The sequence below is a fragment of the Aeromonas sp. sif2416 genome (assembly GCF_019218665.1).
In the GTDB taxonomy this organism is placed as follows: Bacteria; Pseudomonadota; Gammaproteobacteria; order Enterobacterales; family Aeromonadaceae; genus Aeromonas; species Aeromonas encheleia.
This window is the reverse complement of sequence record NZ_JAHUXC010000006.1, coordinates 25,623-48,069: the sequence shown is the minus strand read 5'-3', so window position 1 is coordinate 48,069 and position 22,447 is coordinate 25,623. Positions and strand designations below refer to the sequence as shown.

The following is a 22,447-nucleotide window of genomic DNA, read 5'->3' as shown; positions in this document are numbered from 1 at the left end:
AAACCAGCAGCAGCCTCGACAACCAGGCCTTACGGCGCCTGGACTGACGAGAGCCCGCGCTTTCGTCACCACTATCAAGCAAGAGGCGGGCATTTGCCCACCTCTGTCTTATCCCAGCTCGAACCGGCTGATGACCGAGGTCAGGCGCCCCGTCTCCCGGCTCAGCCTGGCGACTATCTCCTCCCCCTGCTGACTGCGCTCACTGGATTGGCGGCTGAGCCCGGCGATCTCCTCGACAGTCCCGGCCACCTCCTGTGCCACCCGCGACTGCTGCTCGGTGGCGGTGGCGATGGCCCCCAGCTGGCCACAGAGATCCTGCACCAGCCGGGTCATGGTCTCGAGGGTCTCGGTCACCGACGCCACGGCGCCGTGCCCCTGCTCCACCAGCCTGGTGCCGCTGCCCACGGTGTCGGCGGTCTGCCGGGTCTGTTGCTGGATGCTGGCGATGGTCAGGTTGATCTCCGCCGTCGACTGGCTGGTGCGGCTGGCGAGCTGGCGCACCTCGTCCGCCACCACGGCAAAACCACGGCCCTGCTCCCCGGCGCGCGCCGCCTCTATGGCCGCGTTGAGCGCCAGCAGGTTGGTCTGCTCGGCGAGGGTGGCGATGACCTCGGTGACGCGTCCCACCTGCTCACTCTGGCGGCTCAGCTGCCCCATCGCCTGGTTGGCCTCGGCCATCATGGCCGCGATCTGCTGCATGGTGGTGGTCATGCGCGCGAGGGCATCGCCCCCCTGGCGGGCCTGTCGCTCGGTCTGGCGGGCCGCCTCGGCCGCCTCGGCAATGTTGCCCGCCACGTCCCGGGTGCTGGCCGACATCTGCTCTATGGCCGCCGCGACCGTATCGACCCGCTGATTCTGGCTCGCCAGATCCCCCACTATGATGTTGCTGGTACGGCCCACCTCGCCGCAGGCGCCTTCCACCTGACCCACGGCCCCCTGGATCTCCCCCACCAGCTGACGCAGCTGGCCCGACATCCGGTTGATGGAACCGGTCAAGCCACCCAGCTCGTCTCTCCGCAATACCGGCAGGGGCGCGGCCGGCAGCCGGCCATCCGCCACCAGTCCGGCACGGGCCACCAGGCTGGCGATGTCCCGGGTCAGCCGGCGGCTGAACAGCAGGGCCACCAGGGTGCCGAGCGATATGGTGCTGAGGGTGGTCAGCAGCAGGCTGTGATGGATGGTCTGGCCGGCGGCGGCCATCTGGCCGGCGATCTTGTCGACCTCAGCCCGGGTGTGAGTCACCTGGGATGCCAGCTGGCCGGCGAGCCTGTCCAGGGCCGGCTCGACGTCGGTGGCCATCAGGTGATTGGCCTGATCCCAGTCGGGCGCCTGCCGCCTGGCGATCACCTGGCCGACCAGCTCGGCGAAGGGCGCCGACATCTGCTCGAACAGGGCCCAGAGCCCCTGCTCGGCCTCGGTGAACTGGCCCTGCTGCTGTTTCAGCTCGGCCACCCGCTGCAGATGGAATTGGTAGTAATCCTGGTACTTGGCCTGATACTCCTTGTCCCCCGAGATGAGGAAGTCCCGCAGGGCGGAGAGGGCGTTGGCGAGGCCGTTATAGGCATCGCCCACCTGCTTGAGCAACAGGCGCCTATCGCCGGGCAACTCGGCTTGGGGGGTCGCCACCTCTTCGTTGGCGAAGGATTGCAACTGATCGAGTGCAGCCTCGGCCAGGGGGCCCGCCTCCAGCAGCATCAGGCTATGGGCCGGCAGGTTCTCCTCGGTGTGAGCCAGGGCCCACACCTTCTCCTGCTTGCCCTTGAACGCCTCTAGGGCCCGGGTCAGGGCGGGGGTAAAGGCCTGCCGCTCGATGGCCTGCCAGGCGCCGTCCCACTCCTGCTTGAGGCGCTTGGCCTGGGCCGGATCCTTACCGAGGATCAGGTAGGCCCGCAGGGAGGAGACGGTGGCGATCAGCGCCTTCTGGCTCGCCTCATCCCGCTGCAGGGCGGGCAGGGCCTGCTCCAGCAAGGCCGACTGCGACTGCTGGATCCGGCCCAGCTGATGATACACCAGGGCGGAGGAGAGGATGATGAGCAGATTGATAAAACAAAAGCTAAACAACAACTTGCTTGAAATTTTCATGAACGTCCTTGTTCGACTGCGGGCATCCTGCCCCGGGTTCAGCTCTTGATCAGAGCGGGTAATCGATCCAGCCAGGAGCGATGCCACTCCAGCAACTCATCCCGCGGCATGGGGCGGGCGGAGAAGAAGCCCTGGCACTGATCGCAGCCCAATCTGGCCAGCAACTGCCAGGTGGGCTCATCCTCGACCCCCTCGGCCACCGACTTGAGCCCCAGCTTGCGGGCCAGCTCGATGCTCGACTCTATGATGGCGAGCCGGGAGGGGTCCTCATAGCAGCGATCGACGAAGGATCGATCCAGCTTCAGCTCGGTGAAGGGCAGCAGCGCCAACTGCTGCATGGAGGAGTAACCTGTGCCGAAGTCATCGATGGAGAGCCCGAAGCCGTGCATGCGCAGGCGCGTCAGCACCTCCAGCGACTTGCCGAGATCCTTGACGAAGGCGCTCTCGGTCACCTCCAGGGTGATGAGCTCAGGGTTGATGCTCCAGCGCTGGCAATGGTTGAGCAGGGTGTTGCAGAGATCCCCCTCGATCAGCGAGGTGGTGGAGAGGTTCATCGACAGGTTGAGGGAGAGCCCGGTCTGTTCCCACAGGTGTCCATCGCGCAGGGACTTGTTGATGATCACCTCGGTCAGCTGATCGATCAGTCCATGGCGCTCCGCCAGGGGGATGAAGTGCACGGGTGAGACCAGGCCATACTCGGGGTGCTGCCAGCGGGCGAGCGCCTCCATGCCGATCCACTGGCCGGTGCCGAAGCTCACCTTGGGCTGATACCAGGGCAGCAGCTGATCCTGCTCCAGGGCGGCGCTGAGATCGTCCTGGGTCAGGCTGTGGCCGTCCTCCTCCTGGGTCCGCTCCTGCTGGGGCCGCCAGGCACCGATCAGCTGACTGATCTGCTGCGGGTCGGCGGGCTTGTCGATGCGCCCCAGCACCTGCAGGCCATAGGCCGTGCTCATGCGCAGCACGGCGTCGACCACATCGTCTTCCAGCGCACTGCACAGGATGACGCCACCCCTGAAGCCTCCCAGCGAGAGCCGGCGCAGCAGGGCCATGCCGTCCATGCCGGGCATGCGCAGATCGCAAAACAAGATGTCGACCTGGTGGTGCTGACACAGCTCCAGCGCCGCCTCGCCATCCTGTGCCTCCAGCAGCTGGCCGTAGCCGAGTCTGCTGATCTGGTGCATCAGGGCCTTGCGCTGGAAGTTGTGATCCTCCACCACCATGATCACCAACTCATGCTGCTTGTTATTCATCGAGCCATAGTCCAATTTCGCATGCAATAGCATCCATCAATACCTGTACTGTCTGACTCAACTCATCGAGCCTGTCCAGCTGTTTCAATCTGGCCGCAGCCTCCAGCTGAGCCGCCTCCGTCGCCAGGGCCGTCTGCCCGACCATGCGGGCCGCCCCCTTGATGCGGTGTGCCGTCTCCACCAGCGCCTGGGTATCCTGACACGCCAGCGCTCGCACCATCTCCTCGCTATCCTGGCGATTGGAGTCCAGATACTCCTGCGCCATGCTGCGGGCCAGCGCCTCATCACCGAACAGGGCGATCCAGCTCAGCGCCTGCTCCTGGGTCGAAGCCTGAACGCGGGGCTGCGGCTCGCTCGGTGCACTGGCGACCGGCAACCAGCGCTGCAGCGTCTGGCGCAAGGTCTCCAGGCTGTAGGGTTTGAACAGCATATCGTTCATCCCCGCCGCCTGCATCTGCCGGCTGGCCTCCTCCGAGGTGTCGGCCGTGACGCCGATGATGGGCGCCGGATCCCCCGCCGCCCGCAGGGTCCTGGTCAGGCTGTAGCCATCCATCACCGGCATGTGGCAATCGGTCAGCAGCAGGGCGAAGCCTCGCCCTTGCCAGGCGCGCAGCGCCTTCTCGCCATCATCGACCAGCTCGGCATCGATGCCGAGAATGGCGAGCTGGCGGGCCAGCAGCGCACGGTTGATGGGGTGATCATCGGCGACCAGGACACGGCCCTGCAACTTGTCTACCAGGAATTGCCCCGGCTGAGTGGCCCGCTCCCCCGCCAGCTGGCGGCAGGTTTCCAGCAGCAGATCGGGATAGAGCGGCGACTGACCCAGCCGCCACCAGGCATCGCTGCCCATACGTCCGCGCAGCGCCTCCTGGGGGGAGAGCACTATGCCCTTGAGCGCGGATTGCTGCAAATGCTGCTGCCAGTCCGCGCCCAGCGCCCGCTCCAGCAGGCGCTCCTCCGCCAGCAGGCGACCGCTCAGCGGTTGCCGCCACTGATGCGGCTCCAGCCGATGCAGCCGGGCGCCCAGCTGCTCCATGGTCGCCCGCAGCGCGGCATCCTCCCCCAGCCACCACCAATCCTGATCGACCAGCGGCGGGGCATCCCACTGACACTCGGTCAGCGGGATCTTGAAAGTCACGCAGGTCCCGGTGCCGGGCTTGCTCTCCAGCGCCAGGCTGCCCCCCATCTTGTGGATCAACTGCTGGCAGATGGCGAGCCCGAGCCCGGTCCCGCCGAAGCGCCGGGTGATGTCGGATTCGACCTGCTTGAAGGGGGTGAACAGGTTCACCTGCTTGTCATCGGCGATGCCGATCCCGGTATCTCGCACGGCAAACAGCAGCTGGTTCGCCTGATAGCCGACCCGGATGGCGATCTCGCCCCACTCGGTAAATTTCACCGCGTTGTTGAGCAGGTTGGAGATCACCTGCCCCACCCGGATCGCGTCCATGCTGGCCTGATCCGGCACCTCGGCGGCCCACTCCAGCGTCACTTTGAGCCCCTTGCCATAGGCCAGGGTGGCGTGACCGCGGATGACATCGCAGATGACAGAGGTGAGTCGGCAGCCGTGGTAATGCAGCTGCAACTGGCCCGCCTCTATCTTGGAGAAGTCCAGGATATCGTTGACCAGATAGAGCAGGTTGTTGGTCGAGGTCGCGATGTTGCGCAGCATGTAGCGCTGATCGTCATTGAGATCGCTCATCTGCAGCAGCTCCAGCATGCCGTGCATGCCGGAGATGGGGGTGCGCAACTCGTGGCTCATGGTGGCGAGGAAGCGACTGCGCGCCTGCATCGCCTGCTCCGCATAGGCGCGCGCCTCCCTGAGCTCGTGTTCCTGCTGCTTGAGGGCCGTGATGTCGTGGATGACGCCGTTGAGGATCAGGTTGCCCTCCTCCTGGCGCACGAAGCTGCCGCGCACCTGCAGGTAGCGCAGCCCCTCTGCTCGCTCGACCTTGACCTCCAGATCGAGGGGAGCCAGGGTCTCGGCGTGGTTGGCCACCTTGCTGACGAAATCCTGCAGCGCCGCCTCGGTAAAGCCGAACACCTCGCCGCCCGACTCCACCGACAGCAGCCCCTCTCCGCTGCTGCCCAGGATCTCCCTCGCCCCTTGGGACACATAGAGGAAGCGCCCCTGGCCCGGCCCCTGCCACAGATACTGATAGACGATACCAGGCATGCTGTCGGTGATCTGGGTGAGGCGGGTCTCCGCCTGGCGGGCCCGCGCCTCGGCCTCCTTGATCCGGGTCACATCGGTCAGCACCGTCAAAACCCCCAGCTGCTCGCCGCTCTGCGCGCGATAGGGCTGCTTGGCATAGATGACGTGAAACGCGGTGCCATCATGGCGCCGGCTGTAGCCCGCCCCCTCCATCGCCTGGCCGCTCAGCCACACCTCCTGCTCCTCCCTCAGCACCTTCTCCCGCTCCAGGGACGGCAGGTTGTCCAGGTGATAGAGGCCGCCATCGCTGCGCTCGCTGATGAAGGCATCGCGATAGGCCCGGTTGCACAGGGTGATGCGCAGGTATTTGTCACGCAGCACCACCATGTTGGGCAGCGAGTCGAGCAGGGTCTGCACGAAGGTGAGCTGCTCATTCAGCTGCTGCTCGGCCAGCTGGCGCTGCACTATCTGGCGGCGCAGGGTCCGGTTCCAGCCCATGAACAGCAGCACGCAGAGCAGGAAGATGCCCACCCCGAGGGAGGACCACATCAGCACAGTCCCCGGGTTGATGCCCGTCTGTATGGTCAGCGACAACCACTTGTGTTCCAGCTTGGCCAGCTCTTCCGGCCGGATGGAGAGCAGCACCTTGGTCAGGATCTGCTGCAACATGGGATCCTGCTGGCGCACCGCCATGGCGATGGGCACCCTCAGCTCGTTGCCGGAGAAGACCACCTGATAGCGATCGCTGAAGCCCTTTTGCAGCGCCTGCTCCAGGGTAGTCATGCTCATCAGCACATAGTCCACCTGGCGGCTGTCGAGCAGCGGGAGCAGTCCCGCATCGCTGCTGGCCATCACCGGGATGGCCCCGACCTCGGCCAGCAGCCGCGTCTCGACCGAACCATCGACCATTCCTACCTTGTGCCCCCTCAGGTCCGCCGCGCTGGACAGCTCCGCCATCCCTTGCCGGGCCGCGATCACCCTGTGTATGACGGCGTAATCCGGGGTGAACAGCAAGGATTGACGGCGGTCCTCGGTCGAGGTCATCGCCGGGACGAAGTCCAGCTTGCGCGCCTTGAACAGGGCCTGGGTCTCGGCCCAGCTCTGGGTCGGCACCAGGGTAAATTGGAGACCGGTGCGCGCACTCAGCAGTTTCAACAGGTCGGCGATGAAGCCGTGCAACTGGCCGCGGCCGTCGATCTCGCTCACCGCGGGCCAGTCGGGGGCCACGCCATAGCTCAGGGTGGGATGCTGCGCCAGCCAGTTCAGCTCGCTCTGGTTGAAGACGATCTGGCGTGGACCATGGGCCAGTTCATAGTCGACTATGCCCCCCGTCTCCAGAATGCGGCGCCGTTCATCGATAGGAATGTCGTTGAGCGCCGCCTCCAGCAAGCCCTGCAACGCCTTGTTCTTGGGGCCGACCGCGATGGCCAGAGAGGTGTCCTGCACCCAGTCCGGGGTCGACACCGTCAGGTTCGCCTGTTGCTGCAGCCGCTGCAGCCGTATCAGGGATGGCAGATCCCCCAGATAGGCATCCGCCAGCCCCTTCTTGACCATGAAGACTGCCTCATCGCTGCTGTCGGCCTCGACCATGTCGTTGATGCCCAACAAGGCCAGCTCTTCGCAGGAGCTGAAGCCGAACTCGCACACCCAGCGCAGCTCCCGCGCCTCCTCCAGGGTGGGCTCCTCTTTCGACTTGGCCAGCAGGACGGCCCGCGGCAGCACCATGAGATCCGAGGTAAACAACATCTGCTCCAGCCGGGTCTGGCTCGGAGTCACCCCGATCAGCATGTCGACCTCGTCATCCATCAAGGCTTGCTGGGCACCGGCATAGTAGGGATAGGTCTTGTAGCGCAGGGTCAGGTGCAACTTGTTCGCCAGCAGGGTGGCAAAATCGTCAAGCGGGCCGCTGAAGCCACCCCGGCTATTGGTATAGACATAGGGGGGCCAGGCCACGGAGGGCATGCCGACCACCAGTTCGTTGTGCGACGAGAGCCACAGCCGTTCCGACAACCCCAATCTGTTCTTATCCAGATGCGTATCGGCGGCAACCCCCAGGCTCCAGCAGGCCAGCCAGCACAACAGAATGGAACGCAAACAACGACACAACATGGATGACTCCTGCACAGACCGGTGGGTGATCATAGAGTTTTTGGTTAAATGTGCGACTAAAAAATCAGGGCGGCACCGATCAGAAACGAGAATGGCAGGCCTAGGCCTGCCATTTGCACATCAGGGGGAGCGAGTCCCCCTCCATCAGGTTATTCGGTTCCCAAGGCGGAAGCCGGTTTGAAACTCCCGCACACGGACATGGGCCACCTGCACATCCTGCCCTTCCAGGCCGATGTCTTTCAACATGGCTGGCGAGAGATTCAGGTAGCTGACGCGACGCTCCAGTCGGGTGATCCGTTTCTGAACCAGGGATTCGACGGTGCGCAGCAGGACGAGTTCGATAGACATAATATTCTCCAGTTGAACTTGCGGTTCTCCCGGAGAGAGGACATCACCCTGCGGGATAACCGCGGGTGATGAAAAAGCAGGGGTTACCTGTTTCCTCCACGCGGTAAATAAAGAGCACGAGTCTTCGCGCTGCCAATGCAGCGATCGAACGCAACGTTGAACATGGAATGTTGCATAGTCGTCTCCTTACCGGGTGAAAGTTGTACAAGTTGCCACAGTCTAGAAAAACACCGAATTTTGTGCAATATCCATCCCACCCATATGGGTGGGATGGATATGGACCGATCAGATCCCGGACAGCAGCCGGAACTCCTCCAGCGCATAGGTATCCGTCATGCCGCTGACGTAATCGAGCAACAGCCGGACGCGGTAGTACCACTCCTGCTCGGCCCCGGATTCAAAGCGGGGATCGGCGGTCGCCACCGCCAGCCGGTATGCCTTGAGGTGGCGGGCCGATAGTCGGTGAAACAGCCGCCGGGCGAAGAAGAGCTCGCTGCCCCCCTTGCCCGCCAGCAAGCGCTCGAATTGCGCGGCCGGCAGCGCCAGCAGGCAGGCGTAAGTCGAGAGCACACCGCGCAGGGCGGCGTAGCCTTCCAGCTCCAGCGCCTCCACCTCAGGGCGCATGAACACCTGCTCGCGGGCCACCTGCTTGAGGGTATCGAGCACCCGCGCCGCCGGCGCCTGACCGTGCAGCAAGGCCTGGGGATAGGCACCGCTCAGGATGACGACATGCTCGCTCACATAGGTATCGGCCGCCAGGGTGACCAGATCCCGGGTGAGCTGTTGGCGAAAATGGGGAAAGAAGCCGCGGCCGGACGCCGCGGCCTGAGCCAGCAGGCCGGCCATGTAATCCCCCCCGTCGGCGCTGCGCAGCGCCTGCTGCAGCTCGCTCAGGCTGAGGATGTGCCGATCGACCGCATCCTCCAGATCGGCGATGCAGTAGGAGATGTCGTCCGCCGCCTCCATGATGTACACCAGCGGATGACGGCAGCCAGGGGCCAGCCCCAGGTGCTGGCTCAGGGACTGGTAGAGCGGCTGCTCGCTGAAGAAGATGCCGCGCTTGCTGGCCCAGCCGTGGTGCTGGCCAAAGTGCTGACCGGGCTGCGGCTGCTGCGGGTACTTGCACAGGGCCGCCAGCTGGCCCAGGGTCAGGTTCAGCTCGTGCAGGCTGTGCACCAGCCGCAGGCTCTGGGCGTTGCCGTCGAACACCAGCAGATCCTGGCGCAGCTCGGCCCATTGCGGACTCGGGAGCCGGTCATGGGCACTGGCAAACAGCGCATCCAGCTCCTGTGCCAGCCACTGGCTCATCACCTGCTCGCCGAAGTGGCCGAACGGCGGGTTGCCGACGTCGTGCAGCAGGCAGGACATCTCCACCAGATTGATGAAGGCCCCCTCACAGACAGTGCCCGCCGGCAGGGCGGCCAGGATGCGGCGGCTGATCTGGCGGCCAGTCTCCTGCACCTCCAGCGAATGGGTGAGGCGGCTGCGCACCGAGGCCTTCACATCGAGCGGAAACACCTGGGTCTTCTGTTGCAGGCGGCGCACCGGCGCGGCCTGCACTATGCGGGCGCGATCCTGTTCGGTCGCCTCCAGCAGGGGCTCCTCACCCCAGGGGTGAACCCGCAGTGACGGGATCAGGCGCTGATACATGGGCTGCGTCTCCTTAGCTGTGATGACAGGGGCCGACTCAGGAGAGCAGCCAGCGACGCAACCGGGCGATGTCACCCGGGTATTCACGGCGCAGCGTCTCGATCCAGTCTTCCACGTTCTCCCACCAGGCGGGGTGCTCCGGGCTCTGGATCAGCTGGGCCGTCTGTTGCAGGCGGCGCAGGCCGATGGAGCCGGCCGCCCCCTTGATCTTGTGCGCCTCCTCCACCACGCCGGCCTGATCCCTGGCGATCATGTTGGTGTCGAGCACCGCCATGTAGTCGGGCAGCATCTTCTCGAACAGGTCGACGCTGGAGAGCAGCACCGGCTTGCCGACCGTGCTGGCGTAATCGGTGAGGAAGGGCAGATCCAGCAGCTCATCCTGATTGCCCGCATCCTCCTGCTCATCGGCCTCGTCGTCGGCCAGATCCGCAAACAGGTGGCCAATCACCTCGCGCACCGCCTTGGATCCCAGCGGCTTGTTGATCACATCCTGCAGACCGCGATCCCGGTAGTACTGGCGATCGCCGGTGCTATTGGCGGTGAGTGCCACCATGGGCGGCAGGCTGTCGCCGTAGCGGGCCAGCAGCTGGGCCGCCACATCGAAGCCGGTCATGTCCGGCAGCTGGATATCGAGCAGGATGAGGTCGAAGTCATCGGGATTGGCCATGGCCAGCGCCTGGGTCCCATCCCGTGCCACCTTGACCTGATGCCCCAGCTTGTTCAGCAGGGCGCAGGCCACGGTCACGTTCAGCTCCACATCCTCCACCAGCAGGATGTCGAGCGCCGGCAGCTCCTGCTCCGGCTCGGCGGCCAGGGATTCGACGCAGTCCACCTCCAGCTCGGCGGTGAAGCAGGAGCCCTCACCGGGGTCGCTGTCCACATAGAGCTCGCCGCCCATGGCCTGCACCAGCTGACGGGAGACCGCGAGGCCGATGCCGGTGCCGGTGGCGTGCTTCTTGCCCTGCACCTGATAGTACATGGCGAAGATCTTCTCCTGCTGGGCGCGCGGAATGCCGACCCCGGTGTCTTCCACCTCGAAGTGCAGCGCCAACTTGCCCGGCACATCGGACGCGTGGGAGAGGCAACGCACCGTCACCCCGCCCTCGTCGGTAAACTTGACTGCATTGCCCACCAGGTTCCACAACACCTGGCGCAGGCGGGTGCCGTCGGCCATCACGAACTGCGGCATGTCCCCATCCCGGTCGAAGTGCAGGTAGAGCCCCTTCTGCTCCGCCTGGATGCGCGACAGCGTCTCCAGCTCGTCGAGGAAGGCGGGCAGGTCGATGCGGGTGGGGGCTATCTCCAGCCGGCGGCGATCGAGTTTGTCGAGATCGATGATGTCGTTGAAGATGTTGCCGAGCGTCACCGCACTCAGGTGAATGGTCTTGAGCTGCTGGTGTTGCTTGGCATCGAGCGGCGTATCCATCAGCATCCGGCTGAGGCCCACTATGCCGTTGAGCGGGGTGCGTAGCTCGTGGCTGATGGTGGAGATGAAGGTGGTCTTGTCGCGACTCGCCTTCTCCAGCTTGTCCTGGTATTGCTTGCGCTCTGTGATGTCTCGGCCAAAGCCGAGCAGGCCGAGCCGCTTGCCAAATCTGTCGAAGAAGGGCACCTTGCGCAGCTCGAAGTAGGCCTTGCGGCCATCCGGATACTCCAGCCACTGCTCGTAGGTGAGCGGCTCGTTGCTGGTGAAGACCTGCTTGTCGGTCTCCACCACCTTGCTGGCGATGTCCTGCTTGTAGACGTCGAACGGGGTCAGCCCGATGAGCTCGGCCTCGACCTTGCCGGTCAGCTCCTCCATGGCGCGGTTGCAGCCGGAGAACTGCTGCTCCTCGTTGCGGTAATAGACCAGATCGGGGGAGCAGTCGATGAAGGAGCGCAGCAGGGCGGTGCGCTCACCCAGGTGCAGCTGGGCCTTCTCGCGCTGGAACACCTCGTTCTCCAGATCCTCGATCGCCTGCTGACGCAGGGTCTCGGCCCTGTTGGTCTCGGCTATCTGGGCGTTGAGGCGACTGATGTTCTCCTGCAGCTGGCTGTTGAGCTCGAGATCCCGCTCGCGCATGTCCTGCAGCTTGCGCACCATGCGGGTCAGCCGCTGACGGGAGTCCTCCAGCTGATCCACCACGATGGAGAGGAAATAGACGGCCCAGGGGGTCACCAGCAGACCGAAGAACACCGAGCGCACCAGGTCGACGATATCCACTGTGCCACGCAGAAACTGGGTCACGCCCATCTGGATCGTCACGGCCAGCACTATGATGCCCGCCGCCAGCAACATGCTGAAACGGACCAGCCCCAGCTTGGTCATCAGGTCGACGTAGTACTGCGCCCAGGATTTGATTTGCTTCATCTCGTTATTTTCTCCCCGCTATTGCGCAAACAGAATACCAGCACGGCGCACCGAACACTTGCCCGTCACCGCATAAATTATTGATTAACGTCACACTCCTGCTGGGGTAGCATGCCCACCTTGGCCAGTCAGCCCCAGTTCAGCAAAGGACGCGGACCCGGCCATGCGGTTTCATCATTCGTCATTTCAGGAGTCCTACTGATGCGTAATCTCACCCTGCTGAGTCTCAGCCTGCTGGTCGCCAATGCCGCCCACGCCGATCTCGGTGCCATCCCCACGCAATCTGGCTGGTCCGGTTTCTTGTTGGGAGGGGTCAGTGCCATCAGCCATGAATCCAATTTCTATGCCGGCGGGGACAGCAATGGCCACATCGACGGCCTCGGCTCCCCCGCCAGCGAGAGCGAGCTGGCGCCGCTCATCAACGCCGACATCCGCTACACCTTCGCCGATACCCGCACCCAGGTGTTCCTCGGCAACCTCATCCAGGATGCGCTGCGCTTCGACTTTACCCAGCAGCTCGGGATCCGCCAGGAGATGGGCGACAAGGGGATAGTGGCGGGCTCTGTGGTGTTCAACGCCATGCCGGTCGAGCTGTGGAGCGATCCCTTCGCCGTCGGGGTGGATCGCAGCGCCACCGATGCCAAGTCGAAGGGCGTGCGGTTCGCCTGGGACAAGATCTGGGGCAGCAACTTCAATGGCAGCCTCACCAGCCGGGAGATGGAGCTGGATGAGGAGCACAGCGGCCAGCAGTACGATCAGCGCAACGGCACCCACTATGCCTCCATGCTGGATCGCAACGGCAAGATCCATGACATGGAGCTCTCCTACCAGTGGCACTTCGGGGGTGGCCAGCTGCTGGAGCCCGCCATTCTCTACAAACAGGCCGATCTCGATGGCAGTGCCGAGAGCTTCAAGAACCTGGGGATGCAGATGACCTATGCCAAGCGCGGCCCCCAGTGGTCCGTCGTCGGCAACGCCTATGCCGGCAAGCGCGAGTATGACGAGGCGAATCCCCTGTTCGGCCAGCGCGCCGATGCCAGGGAGTTTGTGCTGGCCGGCACCTTCTTCTGGCACAACCTGATGGGGGTCAGGGATCTCTCCGCCACCGTCACGGCGGCCTACAACCAGGCCGATTCAGACATCGCCTTCTACGATACCCAGACCAGCATCCTCAGCGCCGGTCTGCTCTACAACTTCTAAGTCCAGTCGCCCCGAATACAAGGAGGCCACCCCTGGGGTGGCCTCCTTGTATCTGCTTGGTCATCAGAGACCGAGCGAGTTGAGCAGGTCGTCGTGATCGTTGGCAACGGGCGCCGCCACCGGGGCCGGCTTGGCCGCCGCCAGCTTGGTCTGGGCGATCAAGGCATCGGGGTCAATCTCCTCCTGATCCCTGCCCTCGTTGTGCAGCCGGATGAACTCGGTGCCGTCCATCGCCAGCTCCAGGTAGAAGATGTTGTTGCTGGCGGTGAAGAAGGTGACCCTGCGGGTCTCGGGATTGTCGAGGTTGGTATCCACGCTCAGCATCACCTGCTTGTTCAGGGCCAGCATCTTGGGCTGGTTCTGGGTGATGTGGGTCTGCAACTCGCGGCCCACCTTGCCGGTGAAGCTGCCGAGGATCTGGTTCATCAGCTCGCCCATGACGTTGCTCACCTCGTCCGAGGTGTGGGAGATGGCGAGATCCTCCTTGGAGAGCCCCATGCTGAGCATGTAGCTCTGGTAGAGCTCCATGGCCGCGGCGGCGGAGAAGTTGATCACCACCAGGCCGGAGAAGCCGCCATCAAACAGCACGAAACAGCCGATATCCGGCTTGAGGCAAGTCTTGCTGATCCGCTGCACCATGCCGGAGAAGCGCACCTGGGTCTGGGTCGCCGCGCTCAATACGCCCGTGACCGAATTGCACAGACTCAGCAGCACATCCTCGGTGGTCAATACGGCGTCATCATCGGATCTTGTTAGTATCATGGAACCTTCCTGCTGATCGAAAATGGGCTAGTCGTTGTCGTCAGGCTAACAGATAGCCTGACCCCGGCCTGGAAACAGCGAGCCAGCTCTCACTTGATGCCATTGTCACTATTGAAGAGGGGTAAATCCGCTCAGGGTCGCCAGCCGGGCTCGCCAGTTATCGGCCGCAATCCGTAAATCTTGCGCCTCATATGCCACGGCAGGGTGCGCACCCCAGATGGGGCCAGGCCAGGCGGGGTCCGAACGGAAGCGGGCCACATGGTGCAGGTGCAGCTGGGGCACCAGGTTGCCGAGCGCCGCCACGTTGATCTTGTCCGGACTCAGCGCCTGCTCCATCAGAGCGGCGACGGCGCAGGACTCCTGCATCAGCTGTTGCTGCTGCTCGGGTGCGAGGTGGTGGATCTCCCGCAACTGGGCGATGCGGGGCACCAGGATGAGCCAGGGGTACTGGCTGTCTCTGGCGAGCAGGACGCGGCAGAGCGGCAGATCCCCGAGCGGCTGGGTATCCGCCTGCAGGCGGGGATGCAATTCAAACATGAGAACCTCGTTGGTCAAGATGGGCAGGTCGCCAGGCGACTGTGCCCACGTTACTGCAACGAGGGGCAAACTTAAAGCTGGGGCACGGCCCAGCCGATGAAGCGCTTGCGCAGCGCCGGATCGGCCTGCAGGAAGAGTCGCTGCAACTGTCCTTCCAGCTCGCTGGCGGCCACCGGCGCCGAGGCCGCCACCGCCGTCGTGACGCCGACCGTGTTCAGCGCGGCCTTGCCCCCGCCGCGGTTGTACTCCTCCAGCCTGGCGCGCCAATCCATGCCGATCTGCATGCCGTTGACCACCAGCTCATCCTGCTGCATGGCCAGTGGCTGGCCCCCCGTCTGCAGGCTCACCAGCGGCGCCTTGGCGTAGCGCTCCATCCCGCTCTCATCACCGGGAACGGCCGCCTGTAAGCGCACCGACTGCCGGCTGGCGTCATAGCGGATCACCTGGGGCTCGGAGCGGATCTGGCGATCGTTGTCGCTGCTGTTGCGACTCGGGATCACCCCCTCATAGCGCACCAGCAACTGCTGTTGCCCGTCGGCCAGCACGGCATGCTGCTCGTCCTGCACCTTGCCGGCGCTCACCGCCAGGATCTGGAAATTCTCCGGCACCCTGACCTCGACCTCGGCCTGCGCCGCCCCGGCACACAACAGCATGACGCCGACCCAACCCTGATGACCCTTCATCCTCTGCCTCTCTCCATCGCTGTGATGAGCGCAGGGTAGCAGCCGGATATGACAGAAAAATAACGCCGGCTCAGCCGGTTGCACTCAGATCAGATAGTGCGGCCGCTCGGCAAACCACTCGGCCAGCACCTGCTTGAACAGGCGGATCTTGCGCGGCACCCGCCGCTGCTGGGCATGCAGCACATGGAGCGGGTGCAGGCCGGTCTGCCACTCCCCCAGCACCGCCACCAGCTCCCCCCTGGCCAGGCTGGCTTCCACCAGCATCAGCGGGCACTTGGCATAGCCCATGCCGGCACGGGCCAGCTGCAGCAGGGTGCTGTAGTGGTTGGCCCGCACCCGCCCCTGCACCGGGATCAGGGCCTCCTCCCCCTCCTTGCGAAAATGCCACTGCTCCCAGGCGGGGTTGCTCCCCTGCAGCAGACAGCTGCGACCGCTCAGCTCATAGGGGGTGGCCGGGATCCCCTCCCGCGCGAGCAGGGCCGGGCTGGCCACCACCACGTCCCTCAGCCGGCCGAGTGGCAGCGCTACCAGGTTGTCCGGCACATGGCTCATGGCACGCAGGGCGATGTCGTGCTCCCCCTGGCTCATGTCGACCATGGCGTTGGTGAAGTTGAGCTCGACCTGCACCCCGGGGCAGCGCTCGGCGAAGCGCGCCAGCAGCTCGCTCACCATGCGATCGCCGGTGCTGACCGGACAGGTGAAACGCAGGCGGCCGCCGTCTTCCTCGGTCAGGGCCTGGATGTCCTGCTCCGCCTGCTGGGCCAGCGCGAAGATCTGCCCCGCCTGCAGATAGAGCGTCTTGCCCGCCTCGGTCAGGCTGAGCCGGCGGGTGGTGCGCTGCAACAGCTGGGCGTTGAGGGAGGCCTCCAGCGCGCTGACGTGGCGGCTCAGCATCCCCTTGCTCACCCCCAACAGGTCGGCCGCGGCGGAGAAGCTGCCGCGTTTGACCACCTCATAGAAGCTGGCCAGGTGGGCGATATCCATCCACTCACTCCAATATGGAAACAATACGTTCATATTAAACGCTTTTTCTTCTCTTTAGTCCTACTAGAATCCTGAATATCCCAATCAGGAGTGACCAAGATGAAAATCGTAATTGTGGGTGCCTCCGGCACCATCGGATCCGCCGTCAGTGAACTGCTCGCCAGGGACCATGAGATCATCCGGGTCGGCCACCGCCAGGGGGATGCCAGGGTAGACATGACGGACAGCGCCTCCATCACCGCCCTGTTCGCGGGGATAGGCCGGTTCGATGCCCTGCTGGTGGCCAGCGGCAACGTCGCCTTCAATGCCTTCCCCGAGCTGACGGACGAGCAGTGGCAAACGGGGCTGGAGAGCAAGCTGATGGGCCAGATCAGGCTGACCCGCGCCGCCATCCCGCACCTCAACGACCGGGGATCCATCACCCTGATCGGCGGCATCCTGAGCGAGGAGCCCATCAACTGGGGGGTCAGCGCCAGCACCATCAACGGCGCCATCGAGCACTTCGTGCGGGCCGCGGCCTGCGAGCTGCCGCGGGGGCTGCGCATCAACGCGATAAGCCCGACCGTGCTGGTCGAATCCATGGACAAGTATGCCGACTTCTTCCCTGGCTTCGTGCCGGTGCCCGCCGCCCGGGTGGCCCAGGCCTACAAGAAGTCGGTGCTGGGGGTGCAGAGCGGCCAGGTGTTCAGGGTCAACGGCTGAGGCCACCCTCTCCCACTGCCAGACGCCAATAAAAACGGGCCCGCGATGGGCCCGTCTGTTTATCCGGCGCTGTGCCCGGCTATGCCTTCTCGCCACCGGCAAACGTTTGTTTGTCGGCGACAAAAAAACAGGGCAAGCCTCAGTCGATCAGACCGTACTGCTCGCGCAACACCTCGATGATCTCCTGCTTGGGATTGGCACTGCGCACCAGCGGCTGACCGATGATCTTCTCGGCGATCCCCACGTAGGTGTTGGAGATGTCCATCATCACCGCCGTCGGCAGCTTGTTGTCACGCGCCAGGGCGAAGCGTTCCGGCATGCGGTGCTTGTTGAGCAGGATGTCCGGATCCGGGAAGTGGTTCAGCAGCCACTGGCGGAAGCCCTCTTTCGACTTCTCGACGATCTGGCCTTCACGCAGGGCGGCGCCGTCCCAGATGCGGGAGCTGTCGGGGGTACCCACTTCATCCATGTAGATGAGCTTCTCGTTGCCGGCGGCGTCCTTGACGTAGCCAAACTCGAACTTGGTGTCGACGAAGATCTGATCGAGCGCGGTCAGCGCATCGCTGATCACGTTGAAGCCTTCCTTGAGCAGCACTTCGTAGCGGTCGATGTCGGCCGGCTTGCTGAAGTTGAAGCCCTGGCAGTGGCGCTCGATGTCGGCGCGGGAGACGTTGACGTCATCGGCTTCCGGCACGCCTTCCAGCCCCTTGAGCACACCCTTGGTGGACGGGGTGATGAGGATCTCCGGCAGCTTCTGATCCTTCTTCAGCCCTTCCGGCAGGCGGATGCCGCAAAACTCGCGCTCGCCGTCCTTGTAGGCACGCCACATGGAGCCGGTGATGTACTGGCGGGCGATGGCTTCGATCATCACGGGACGGGCTTTCTGCACTATCCAGACGAAGGGGTGCGGGATATCCAGGATGTGGCTGTCGGCCAGTCCCTTCTCCTTGAACAGCTTGAACCAATGGCTGGAGATGGCGTTGAGCGCCGCGCCCTTGCCCGGCACGCCGTTCAGCCCGTCCACGCCCTGCCAGATGCAGTCGAAGGCCGAGATGCGGTCACTGATCACCATGATGGCGAGCGGCGCATCGGCCGGCACATCATAGCCTTTCTCTCTTATGAGCCGGGCACTGTCTGCCGGGGTCAACCAGTAGACGCTGCGCACTTTGCCGGAATGGACAGGTTTATCGGTACGGATCGGCAAATCGTCATTCACCGCCAATACTTGATCTGCAAGACTCATGGCTTTTAACACTTCCTGTTGTGGGACTGATAAAACAGGAGCTCCAGGCCCCTGTTTGTGGGGTAAACATAACGAAGCGAGAGCACGACCCCCTTTATAAGCTGGGGGATTCACTTAACAAACAAGAGTACTAGGCTCTCTGTTTGTAAGGAAATTCACATAACAAAACAGGGGCACCAGGCCCCTGTTTCTATTCTGCTTTTGCCGCAGCCTGATCGGCTTGGCCCTTGGCGAATGCCTCGGACAGGCTGATGTACATCTGGGAGATGACCCCGGATGCGACCGGCTTCTTGTCCTTGTCAAACAGGGTGATGGAGGTCTTGCCTCCGGCCATCTCGCCGAGCTGGAAGCGATACTTGTCTTCCTCCAGCTTGAACGGCTCGGCCCCCTTGGCCTGCCAGAACTCGGCACCCGGATCGTCATACTCGACGTCGATCCAGCCCAGGGACTGCTGGGTATCCTTGATGACGAAGCCGTAGTTCGGCAGCACCTGATTGAGACGGCGCCACACCTGTTCGAAGGAACCGTCGGCGATCCAGGCGCTCAGCTCGTTGTTGTCGAGGCCAAGCTCCATGCCCATGCCATCGTTGGACTTGTGCTGCTCGCGAGCCTTGAGCTGCTTGTCGTAGTAGAGGGAGAACTGGTTCAGGGCGCGGGTCGCGTAGCGTTGGCCATCGGCCGCGGTCAGCGCTGTGGTGGTCTCACCGTCGTAGGTCTCTTCGTGCTCCAGCACCCGCACCGACATGTTGACGGCGTGGCGCTGGACATCGTTGTGCAGGGTGAACTGATAACGCTGACGAATACGGAAGTCTTCGTCTTCCTCACCCCAGCCATCGAGCGCACCGGTGTTGTCGAACCAGCCGGTCTGCAACACGCCGCCCTGCTGATCCAGCTGCTCGGTGGTCACCTTGTGCTGGGCCAGGAAGTTCATCAGGAAGGACCAGGTGTCACGCTCCACGCTCTGGCTGGTGCTCAGGGCATAGAAGGCCAGGGTAGGCTCGCTGGCATTGGGTACGACCTGGCTGCCGGGGACCACGGTCAGCAGCTGGGCAGGAGGACGCACATCGACCTTGGCGCCGATGGCACCCTCGCGGCTGCTCTCGGGCAGGGCCGGAATGTCGAAATTGCTGTTAAAAGCGGGGGCACTCAACCCGGCGGGCACGAGGAAGGCACGACCTTCGAGGCGGTTCTCTTCGTACTCGAAGCCACGGTTGGCCATCTTGCGATCCTGGGGTGAGCTACAGGCTGCCAACACGGCAACGGTCGCAACACTCAGCACCAGGCGCACTGCATTTCCCTTTCCATTTGCTTTAAACACTCGCCATCAACTCCGCAGTCGTCAGTGCTCGGGTCATCGCTCGTTCGCCCTCGGGGGTGAGGTCGGTGAGCGGCAGACGCAAGGTCGCCGTCGCCATCAATCCCAGTCGGGCACAGGCCCACTTCACCGGGATGGGACTCGGTTCGCAGAACAGAGTCTGATGCAACGGCATCAATCGATTGTTGATATCATGAGCCAGACCGGCATTACCGGCCAGCGCAGCACGACACATGTCGGCCATCTGGGCCGCCGCAATATTGGTGGTGACTGAGATGACTCCGTCCCCCCCTTGCAGCATAAAATCACATCCACTGGCATCATCGCCACTATAAAGCGCAAAATCCGCTCCGCACAGCTCCCGCAGCAGCGGTGTCCGGTCGAGATCACCGGTGGCCTCTTTCAGACCTATGATGCCGGGCACCTTAGCCAGCCTGGCCACGGTCTCCGGTTTGAGATCGCAACAGGTGCGACCGGGCACATTATAGAGAATTTGAGGCAGACCACTAGCCTCGGCGATCGCACAATAGTGACGATAGAGGCCTTCCTGGGTGGGTTTGTTGTAATAAGGGGTCACCGAGAGGCCTGCCACCACGCCGGTTTGGGCGAAACGGCGGGAGAGTGCGATGGCATGGGCGGTGCTGTTGGAGCCACAACCGGCGATGACCGGGATGCGCCCGGCGGCAAACTCGACGGTTTTTTCCACGACGGCGATGTGTTCCTGCTCGCTCAGGGTCACCGACTCCCCGGTGGTCCCCACCGCGACAATGGCACTGGTGCCGGCGTCGACATGATGATCGACCAGGGCGGCCAGACTGGCCCAATCGACTTCACCCGAGGCCAGCATGGGGGTAACGAGCGCAACAATACTACCGCGTAACATGGATTTTTCTCCCGATTTTCAGGGGCGTTATGGTAAAGCTGCCCCCTTTGAAAAACAAGGGAGGCGAGGGACAAGCCGTGTTACCATCCGCCACAAAACGCAGCAATGCAGGCGTGCAGGACATGGCCCCAAGCTTGGCCTCCATGCCCAGGAACAGAGCGCGCTGCAAACGCCTTCGCAATAATGGACGAGAGACGATTTATGACTCACTACCTGGTCGTAACGGCCATCGGCACGGATAGGCCTGGCATCGTCAATGAGGTTACCCGTCACGTCAGTGGCTGCGGTTGCAACATTGTCGACAGCCGTCTTGGCATCTTTGGTAACGAATTCACCTTCATCATGCTGTTGTCCGGTGACTGGAACAGCCTGATGCAACTCGAGATAAGTCTGCCCCTGCGCAGCCAGGAGTGGGATCTCATCACCATGATGAAGCGCACCGAGCGCCACCACTCCCTGCAGTACGACATCAGCGCCAGTGCCGAGGTCCTGATCCGGGATCAGCCCGGCATCGTCAGCCAGTGCACCCAGTTCTTCAGCGATCATGGTTGGGACATCCAGGCCATGCAGACCATTACCCTCGAGCAACAGCCGTTCAACCTGCTCAAGGCGAGCTTTCAGTTGAACCTGGCCAAGCAGGGAGAGTCTGGTGAATCCAAGGCGGCCTTCGCCGAATTCTGTCGTGAACTGGGCGCCGAATCGTTCGAGTTCCTCATCAATCACAAATACGCCTGACGGCTCAGGAGACCCCATGCAACCACTACAAGTTGGCACCCAGGCCCCCGACTTCTCCCTCTCCGATCAGGATGGCAATCAGGTTAGTTTGTCCTCCCTGCGCGGCAAGAAGGTGCTCATCTATTTCTACCCCAAGGCGATGACCCCGGGCTGCACCACCCAGGCCTGCGGCCTGCGTGACGTCAACGCCGAACTGGCCGCCCTCAATGTGGTGGTACTCGGCATCAGCCCGGATCCGGCCAAGCGCCTGAAGAAATTCGAAGAGCGCGACAACCTGAACTTCCGCCTGCTGGCCGATGAAGATCATGCCGTAGCCGACGCCTTTGGCGTCTGGGGCCCGAAGAAGTTCATGGGCAAGGAGTACGACGGCATCCACCGGCTGAGTTTCCTCATCGACGAGGAGGGCAAGGTGGCCCACCGTTTCGACAAGTTCAAGACCAGCGATCACCATCAGGTGGTGCTCTCCCTGATCCAGGGCCAGTCGGCGGGTGTTTGAGTCTCCTCGTACCTGATAGAAAGAGGGCCTGCAGTTGCAGGCCCTCTTTTATTTTGGTGCGATGTTTCGGTGCGAGTCGTCTTCGCATACTGGGCTGACAACCGGCACCCTGCCGATCCTGCGCCTCCTCGTCTGATGGCCGTGATATCGCCACCATGACGGGAGGATCGTTGTTATGGGTAGTGCATGCACCCTGTCAGGTGCCTTGGTGGCGGAATATCTGAAATGAGCCAAATGACGCTTACATTTTTGCCTCTCTACCACACAATACAAGTCGGCCAGGACACATTTAATTAACCAGGTCGCCGGCGGTTTTGATTTCCCCTCTCCCGTTTTTCTCGCCAACCTCCCCTACCAGATCAAAAAATTCATCTTAGATATGGGTTAACGTGGCTGCAGATTCATTTTCCAGTGAGATAGCCCATGAACATGAGCCACACCGAACGCCTGATCCTGAGCAATCAGTACGAGATCCTGGCCAAACTCAATCCGGAAAAGGCACCGTTCTACCAGCGCGCCAGCACCATAGTCGAGCGCGGCTACTGCCTGCAGATCCTCGAGCTGGAGAAGAGCTTCGGTCACCTGGATCTCGCCACCTGCCAGGAGGTGCTGGACACCCTGGAGCTGCACCATGCACTGGCCATCTCCTGGGGCAACCTGGACGCCGCCAGCCAGGCCGAGGTGAATGCCAGCCGGCTGAGCTTCAACGGCTACAGCCGCAGCCAGGAGCGGGAACTGGCGGATTATGTCTGCTTCCTGCTGGAAGTGGACAAGCGCTTCCCCGAGCTGCCGTGCCCCTGCGACGAGCTCTCCAGCGACATCGCCATGCGCGACAAGTACCAGCGCATGCTGGCGGCCTGGCGTCAGTGCCCCCGTCAGTACAAGCTCTCCATCCAGGAGATCAGCAAGGTGCTGGCGGCCTGAACAGGCTAATGAAAAAGGCGCCCTTGGGCGCCTTTTTGGCCG

General features: G+C 63.2%; 18 protein-coding genes. 5 read left to right on the top strand and 13 right to left on the bottom strand.

The annotated features are described in order from the left end of the window. Nucleotides 1–108: 108 nt before the first annotated feature. The 6 genes from KW821_RS12920 to arcB all read right to left on the bottom strand — a co-directional run bounded on the left by KW821_RS12920 (nt 109) and on the right by arcB (nt 11,941). Nucleotides 109–2,082, bottom strand: a complete 1,974-nt coding sequence (locus KW821_RS12920) for a methyl-accepting chemotaxis protein (RefSeq protein WP_218291729.1) — start codon at nt 2,080–2,082, stop codon at nt 109–111. 38 nt (nt 2,083–2,120) lie between these two features. Continuing rightward, nucleotides 2,121–3,332 carry an EAL domain-containing protein gene (locus tag KW821_RS12915; RefSeq protein WP_218291728.1) on the bottom strand — a complete coding sequence of 404 codons (1,212 nt, stop codon included), beginning with the start codon at nt 3,330–3,332 and terminating at the stop codon, nt 2,121–2,123. Further along, nucleotides 3,325–7,593, bottom strand: coding sequence for a transporter substrate-binding domain-containing protein (locus KW821_RS12910; RefSeq protein ID WP_218291727.1), 4,269 nt, complete (start codon nt 7,591–7,593; stop codon nt 3,325–3,327). The genes KW821_RS12915 and KW821_RS12910 overlap by 8 nt, the downstream gene beginning before the upstream one ends. Before the next feature lie 144 nt (nt 7,594–7,737). Beyond that, nucleotides 7,738–7,941 (bottom strand): hypothetical protein, encoded by a 204-nt coding sequence (locus tag KW821_RS12905; RefSeq protein WP_084228378.1) that lies wholly within the window; start codon nt 7,939–7,941, stop codon nt 7,738–7,740. Nucleotides 7,942–8,226: 285 nt separating this feature from the next. Continuing rightward, a complete protein-coding gene (gene dgt, locus KW821_RS12900; RefSeq protein ID WP_218291726.1) occupies nt 8,227–9,591 on the bottom strand; it encodes a dGTPase in 1,365 nt (454 codons plus the stop codon). A 37-nt stretch (nt 9,592–9,628) separates the two neighbouring features. Next, nucleotides 9,629–11,941, bottom strand: coding sequence for an aerobic respiration two-component sensor histidine kinase ArcB (arcB, locus tag KW821_RS12895; RefSeq protein WP_042654265.1), 2,313 nt, complete (start codon nt 11,939–11,941; stop codon nt 9,629–9,631). A gap of 201 nt (nt 11,942–12,142) precedes the next feature. Between arcB and KW821_RS12890 the strand changes: the two genes are divergently transcribed. Then, nucleotides 12,143–13,141, top strand: a complete 999-nt coding sequence (locus tag KW821_RS12890) for a DUF2860 family protein (RefSeq protein ID WP_218291725.1) — start codon at nt 12,143–12,145, stop codon at nt 13,139–13,141. Nucleotides 13,142–13,204: 63 nt separating this feature from the next. Here KW821_RS12890 and KW821_RS12885 read toward each other — a convergent pair whose 3' ends face one another. The 4 genes from KW821_RS12885 to KW821_RS12870 form a co-directional block, all read right to left on the bottom strand. Then, on the bottom strand, nt 13,205–13,903 hold the full coding sequence (locus tag KW821_RS12885; protein WP_218291724.1) for a DUF3334 family protein: 699 nt from the start codon (nt 13,901–13,903) through the stop codon (nt 13,205–13,207). Between the two features lie 108 nt (nt 13,904–14,011). After that, the gene (locus KW821_RS12880) at nt 14,012–14,440 is read right to left on the bottom strand and encodes an HIT domain-containing protein (RefSeq protein WP_218291723.1); all 429 of its coding nucleotides are present in this window, start codon (nt 14,438–14,440) and stop codon (nt 14,012–14,014) included. A 71-nt stretch (nt 14,441–14,511) separates the two neighbouring features. Then, nucleotides 14,512–15,123 (bottom strand): DUF2057 domain-containing protein, encoded by a 612-nt coding sequence (locus KW821_RS12875; RefSeq protein ID WP_218291722.1) that lies wholly within the window; start codon nt 15,121–15,123, stop codon nt 14,512–14,514. Nucleotides 15,124–15,207: 84 nt separating this feature from the next. Next, nucleotides 15,208–16,107, bottom strand: coding sequence for a LysR family transcriptional regulator (locus tag KW821_RS12870; protein WP_218291721.1), 900 nt, complete (start codon nt 16,105–16,107; stop codon nt 15,208–15,210). A 99-nt stretch (nt 16,108–16,206) separates the two neighbouring features. On the opposite strand from KW821_RS12870, the gene KW821_RS12865 reads away from it, so the two are divergent. Beyond that, entirely contained in the window at nt 16,207–16,809 is a 603-nt protein-coding gene (locus tag KW821_RS12865; RefSeq protein WP_218291720.1) for a short chain dehydrogenase, read from the top strand. A gap of 139 nt (nt 16,810–16,948) precedes the next feature. Here KW821_RS12865 and KW821_RS12860 read toward each other — a convergent pair whose 3' ends face one another. The 3 genes from KW821_RS12860 to dapA form a co-directional block, all read right to left on the bottom strand. Then, nucleotides 16,949–18,052 (bottom strand): phosphoribosylaminoimidazolesuccinocarboxamide synthase, encoded by a 1,104-nt coding sequence (locus KW821_RS12860; RefSeq protein ID WP_218291719.1) that lies wholly within the window; start codon nt 18,050–18,052, stop codon nt 16,949–16,951. Between the two features lie 190 nt (nt 18,053–18,242). Next, the gene (gene bamC, locus KW821_RS12855; RefSeq protein ID WP_218291718.1) at nt 18,243–19,370 is read right to left on the bottom strand and encodes an outer membrane protein assembly factor BamC; all 1,128 of its coding nucleotides are present in this window, start codon (nt 19,368–19,370) and stop codon (nt 18,243–18,245) included. Beyond that, entirely contained in the window at nt 19,363–20,250 is an 888-nt protein-coding gene (gene dapA / locus KW821_RS12850) for a 4-hydroxy-tetrahydrodipicolinate synthase (protein WP_218291717.1), read from the bottom strand. Before dapA ends, bamC begins: the two co-directional genes overlap by 8 nt. A gap of 201 nt (nt 20,251–20,451) precedes the next feature. Between dapA and KW821_RS12845 the strand changes: the two genes are divergently transcribed. The 3 genes from KW821_RS12845 to KW821_RS12835 all read left to right on the top strand — a co-directional run bounded on the left by KW821_RS12845 (nt 20,452) and on the right by KW821_RS12835 (nt 22,405). After that, nucleotides 20,452–20,985: a glycine cleavage system protein R gene (locus KW821_RS12845; RefSeq protein ID WP_042654275.1), complete on the top strand. Its 534-nt coding sequence runs from the start codon at nt 20,452–20,454 to the stop codon at nt 20,983–20,985. Between the two features lie 16 nt (nt 20,986–21,001). After that, entirely contained in the window at nt 21,002–21,481 is a 480-nt protein-coding gene (gene bcp / locus KW821_RS12840) for a thioredoxin-dependent thiol peroxidase (RefSeq protein WP_218291716.1), read from the top strand. A 423-nt stretch (nt 21,482–21,904) separates the two neighbouring features. Beyond that, nucleotides 21,905–22,405, top strand: coding sequence for a YfbU family protein (locus KW821_RS12835; protein WP_033128739.1), 501 nt, complete (start codon nt 21,905–21,907; stop codon nt 22,403–22,405). Nucleotides 22,406–22,447 lie beyond the last annotated feature (42 nt).

What these genes read in the sequence shown, in the direction of transcription:
- KW821_RS12865 (WP_218291720.1), top strand. Translation starts at nt 16,207, where the DNA reads ATGAAAATCGTAATTGTGGGTGCCTCCGGCACCATCGGATCCGCCGTC.
- KW821_RS12885 (WP_218291724.1), bottom strand. Translation starts at nt 13,903, where the DNA reads ATGATACTAACAAGATCCGATGATGACGCCGTATTGACCACCGAGGAT.
- dgt (WP_218291726.1), bottom strand. Translation starts at nt 9,591, where the DNA reads ATGTATCAGCGCCTGATCCCGTCACTGCGGGTTCACCCCTGGGGTGAG.
- KW821_RS12835 (WP_033128739.1), top strand. Translation starts at nt 21,905, where the DNA reads ATGAACATGAGCCACACCGAACGCCTGATCCTGAGCAATCAGTACGAG.
- KW821_RS12880 (WP_218291723.1), bottom strand. Translation starts at nt 14,440, where the DNA reads ATGTTTGAATTGCATCCCCGCCTGCAGGCGGATACCCAGCCGCTCGGG.
- arcB (WP_042654265.1), bottom strand. Translation starts at nt 11,941, where the DNA reads ATGAAGCAAATCAAATCCTGGGCGCAGTACTACGTCGACCTGATGACC.
- KW821_RS12920 (WP_218291729.1), bottom strand. Translation starts at nt 2,082, where the DNA reads ATGAAAATTTCAAGCAAGTTGTTGTTTAGCTTTTGTTTTATCAATCTG.
- KW821_RS12910 (WP_218291727.1), bottom strand. Translation starts at nt 7,593, where the DNA reads ATGTTGTGTCGTTGTTTGCGTTCCATTCTGTTGTGCTGGCTGGCCTGC.
- KW821_RS12860 (WP_218291719.1), bottom strand. Translation starts at nt 18,052, where the DNA reads ATGAGTCTTGCAGATCAAGTATTGGCGGTGAATGACGATTTGCCGATC.
- KW821_RS12845 (WP_042654275.1), top strand. Translation starts at nt 20,452, where the DNA reads ATGACTCACTACCTGGTCGTAACGGCCATCGGCACGGATAGGCCTGGC.
- KW821_RS12875 (WP_218291722.1), bottom strand. Translation starts at nt 15,123, where the DNA reads ATGAAGGGTCATCAGGGTTGGGTCGGCGTCATGCTGTTGTGTGCCGGG.
- KW821_RS12870 (WP_218291721.1), bottom strand. Translation starts at nt 16,107, where the DNA reads ATGGATATCGCCCACCTGGCCAGCTTCTATGAGGTGGTCAAACGCGGC.
- bcp (WP_218291716.1), top strand. Translation starts at nt 21,002, where the DNA reads ATGCAACCACTACAAGTTGGCACCCAGGCCCCCGACTTCTCCCTCTCC.
- KW821_RS12915 (WP_218291728.1), bottom strand. Translation starts at nt 3,332, where the DNA reads ATGAATAACAAGCAGCATGAGTTGGTGATCATGGTGGTGGAGGATCAC.
- KW821_RS12890 (WP_218291725.1), top strand. Translation starts at nt 12,143, where the DNA reads ATGCGTAATCTCACCCTGCTGAGTCTCAGCCTGCTGGTCGCCAATGCC.
- dapA (WP_218291717.1), bottom strand. Translation starts at nt 20,250, where the DNA reads ATGTTACGCGGTAGTATTGTTGCGCTCGTTACCCCCATGCTGGCCTCG.
- KW821_RS12905 (WP_084228378.1), bottom strand. Translation starts at nt 7,941, where the DNA reads ATGTCTATCGAACTCGTCCTGCTGCGCACCGTCGAATCCCTGGTTCAG.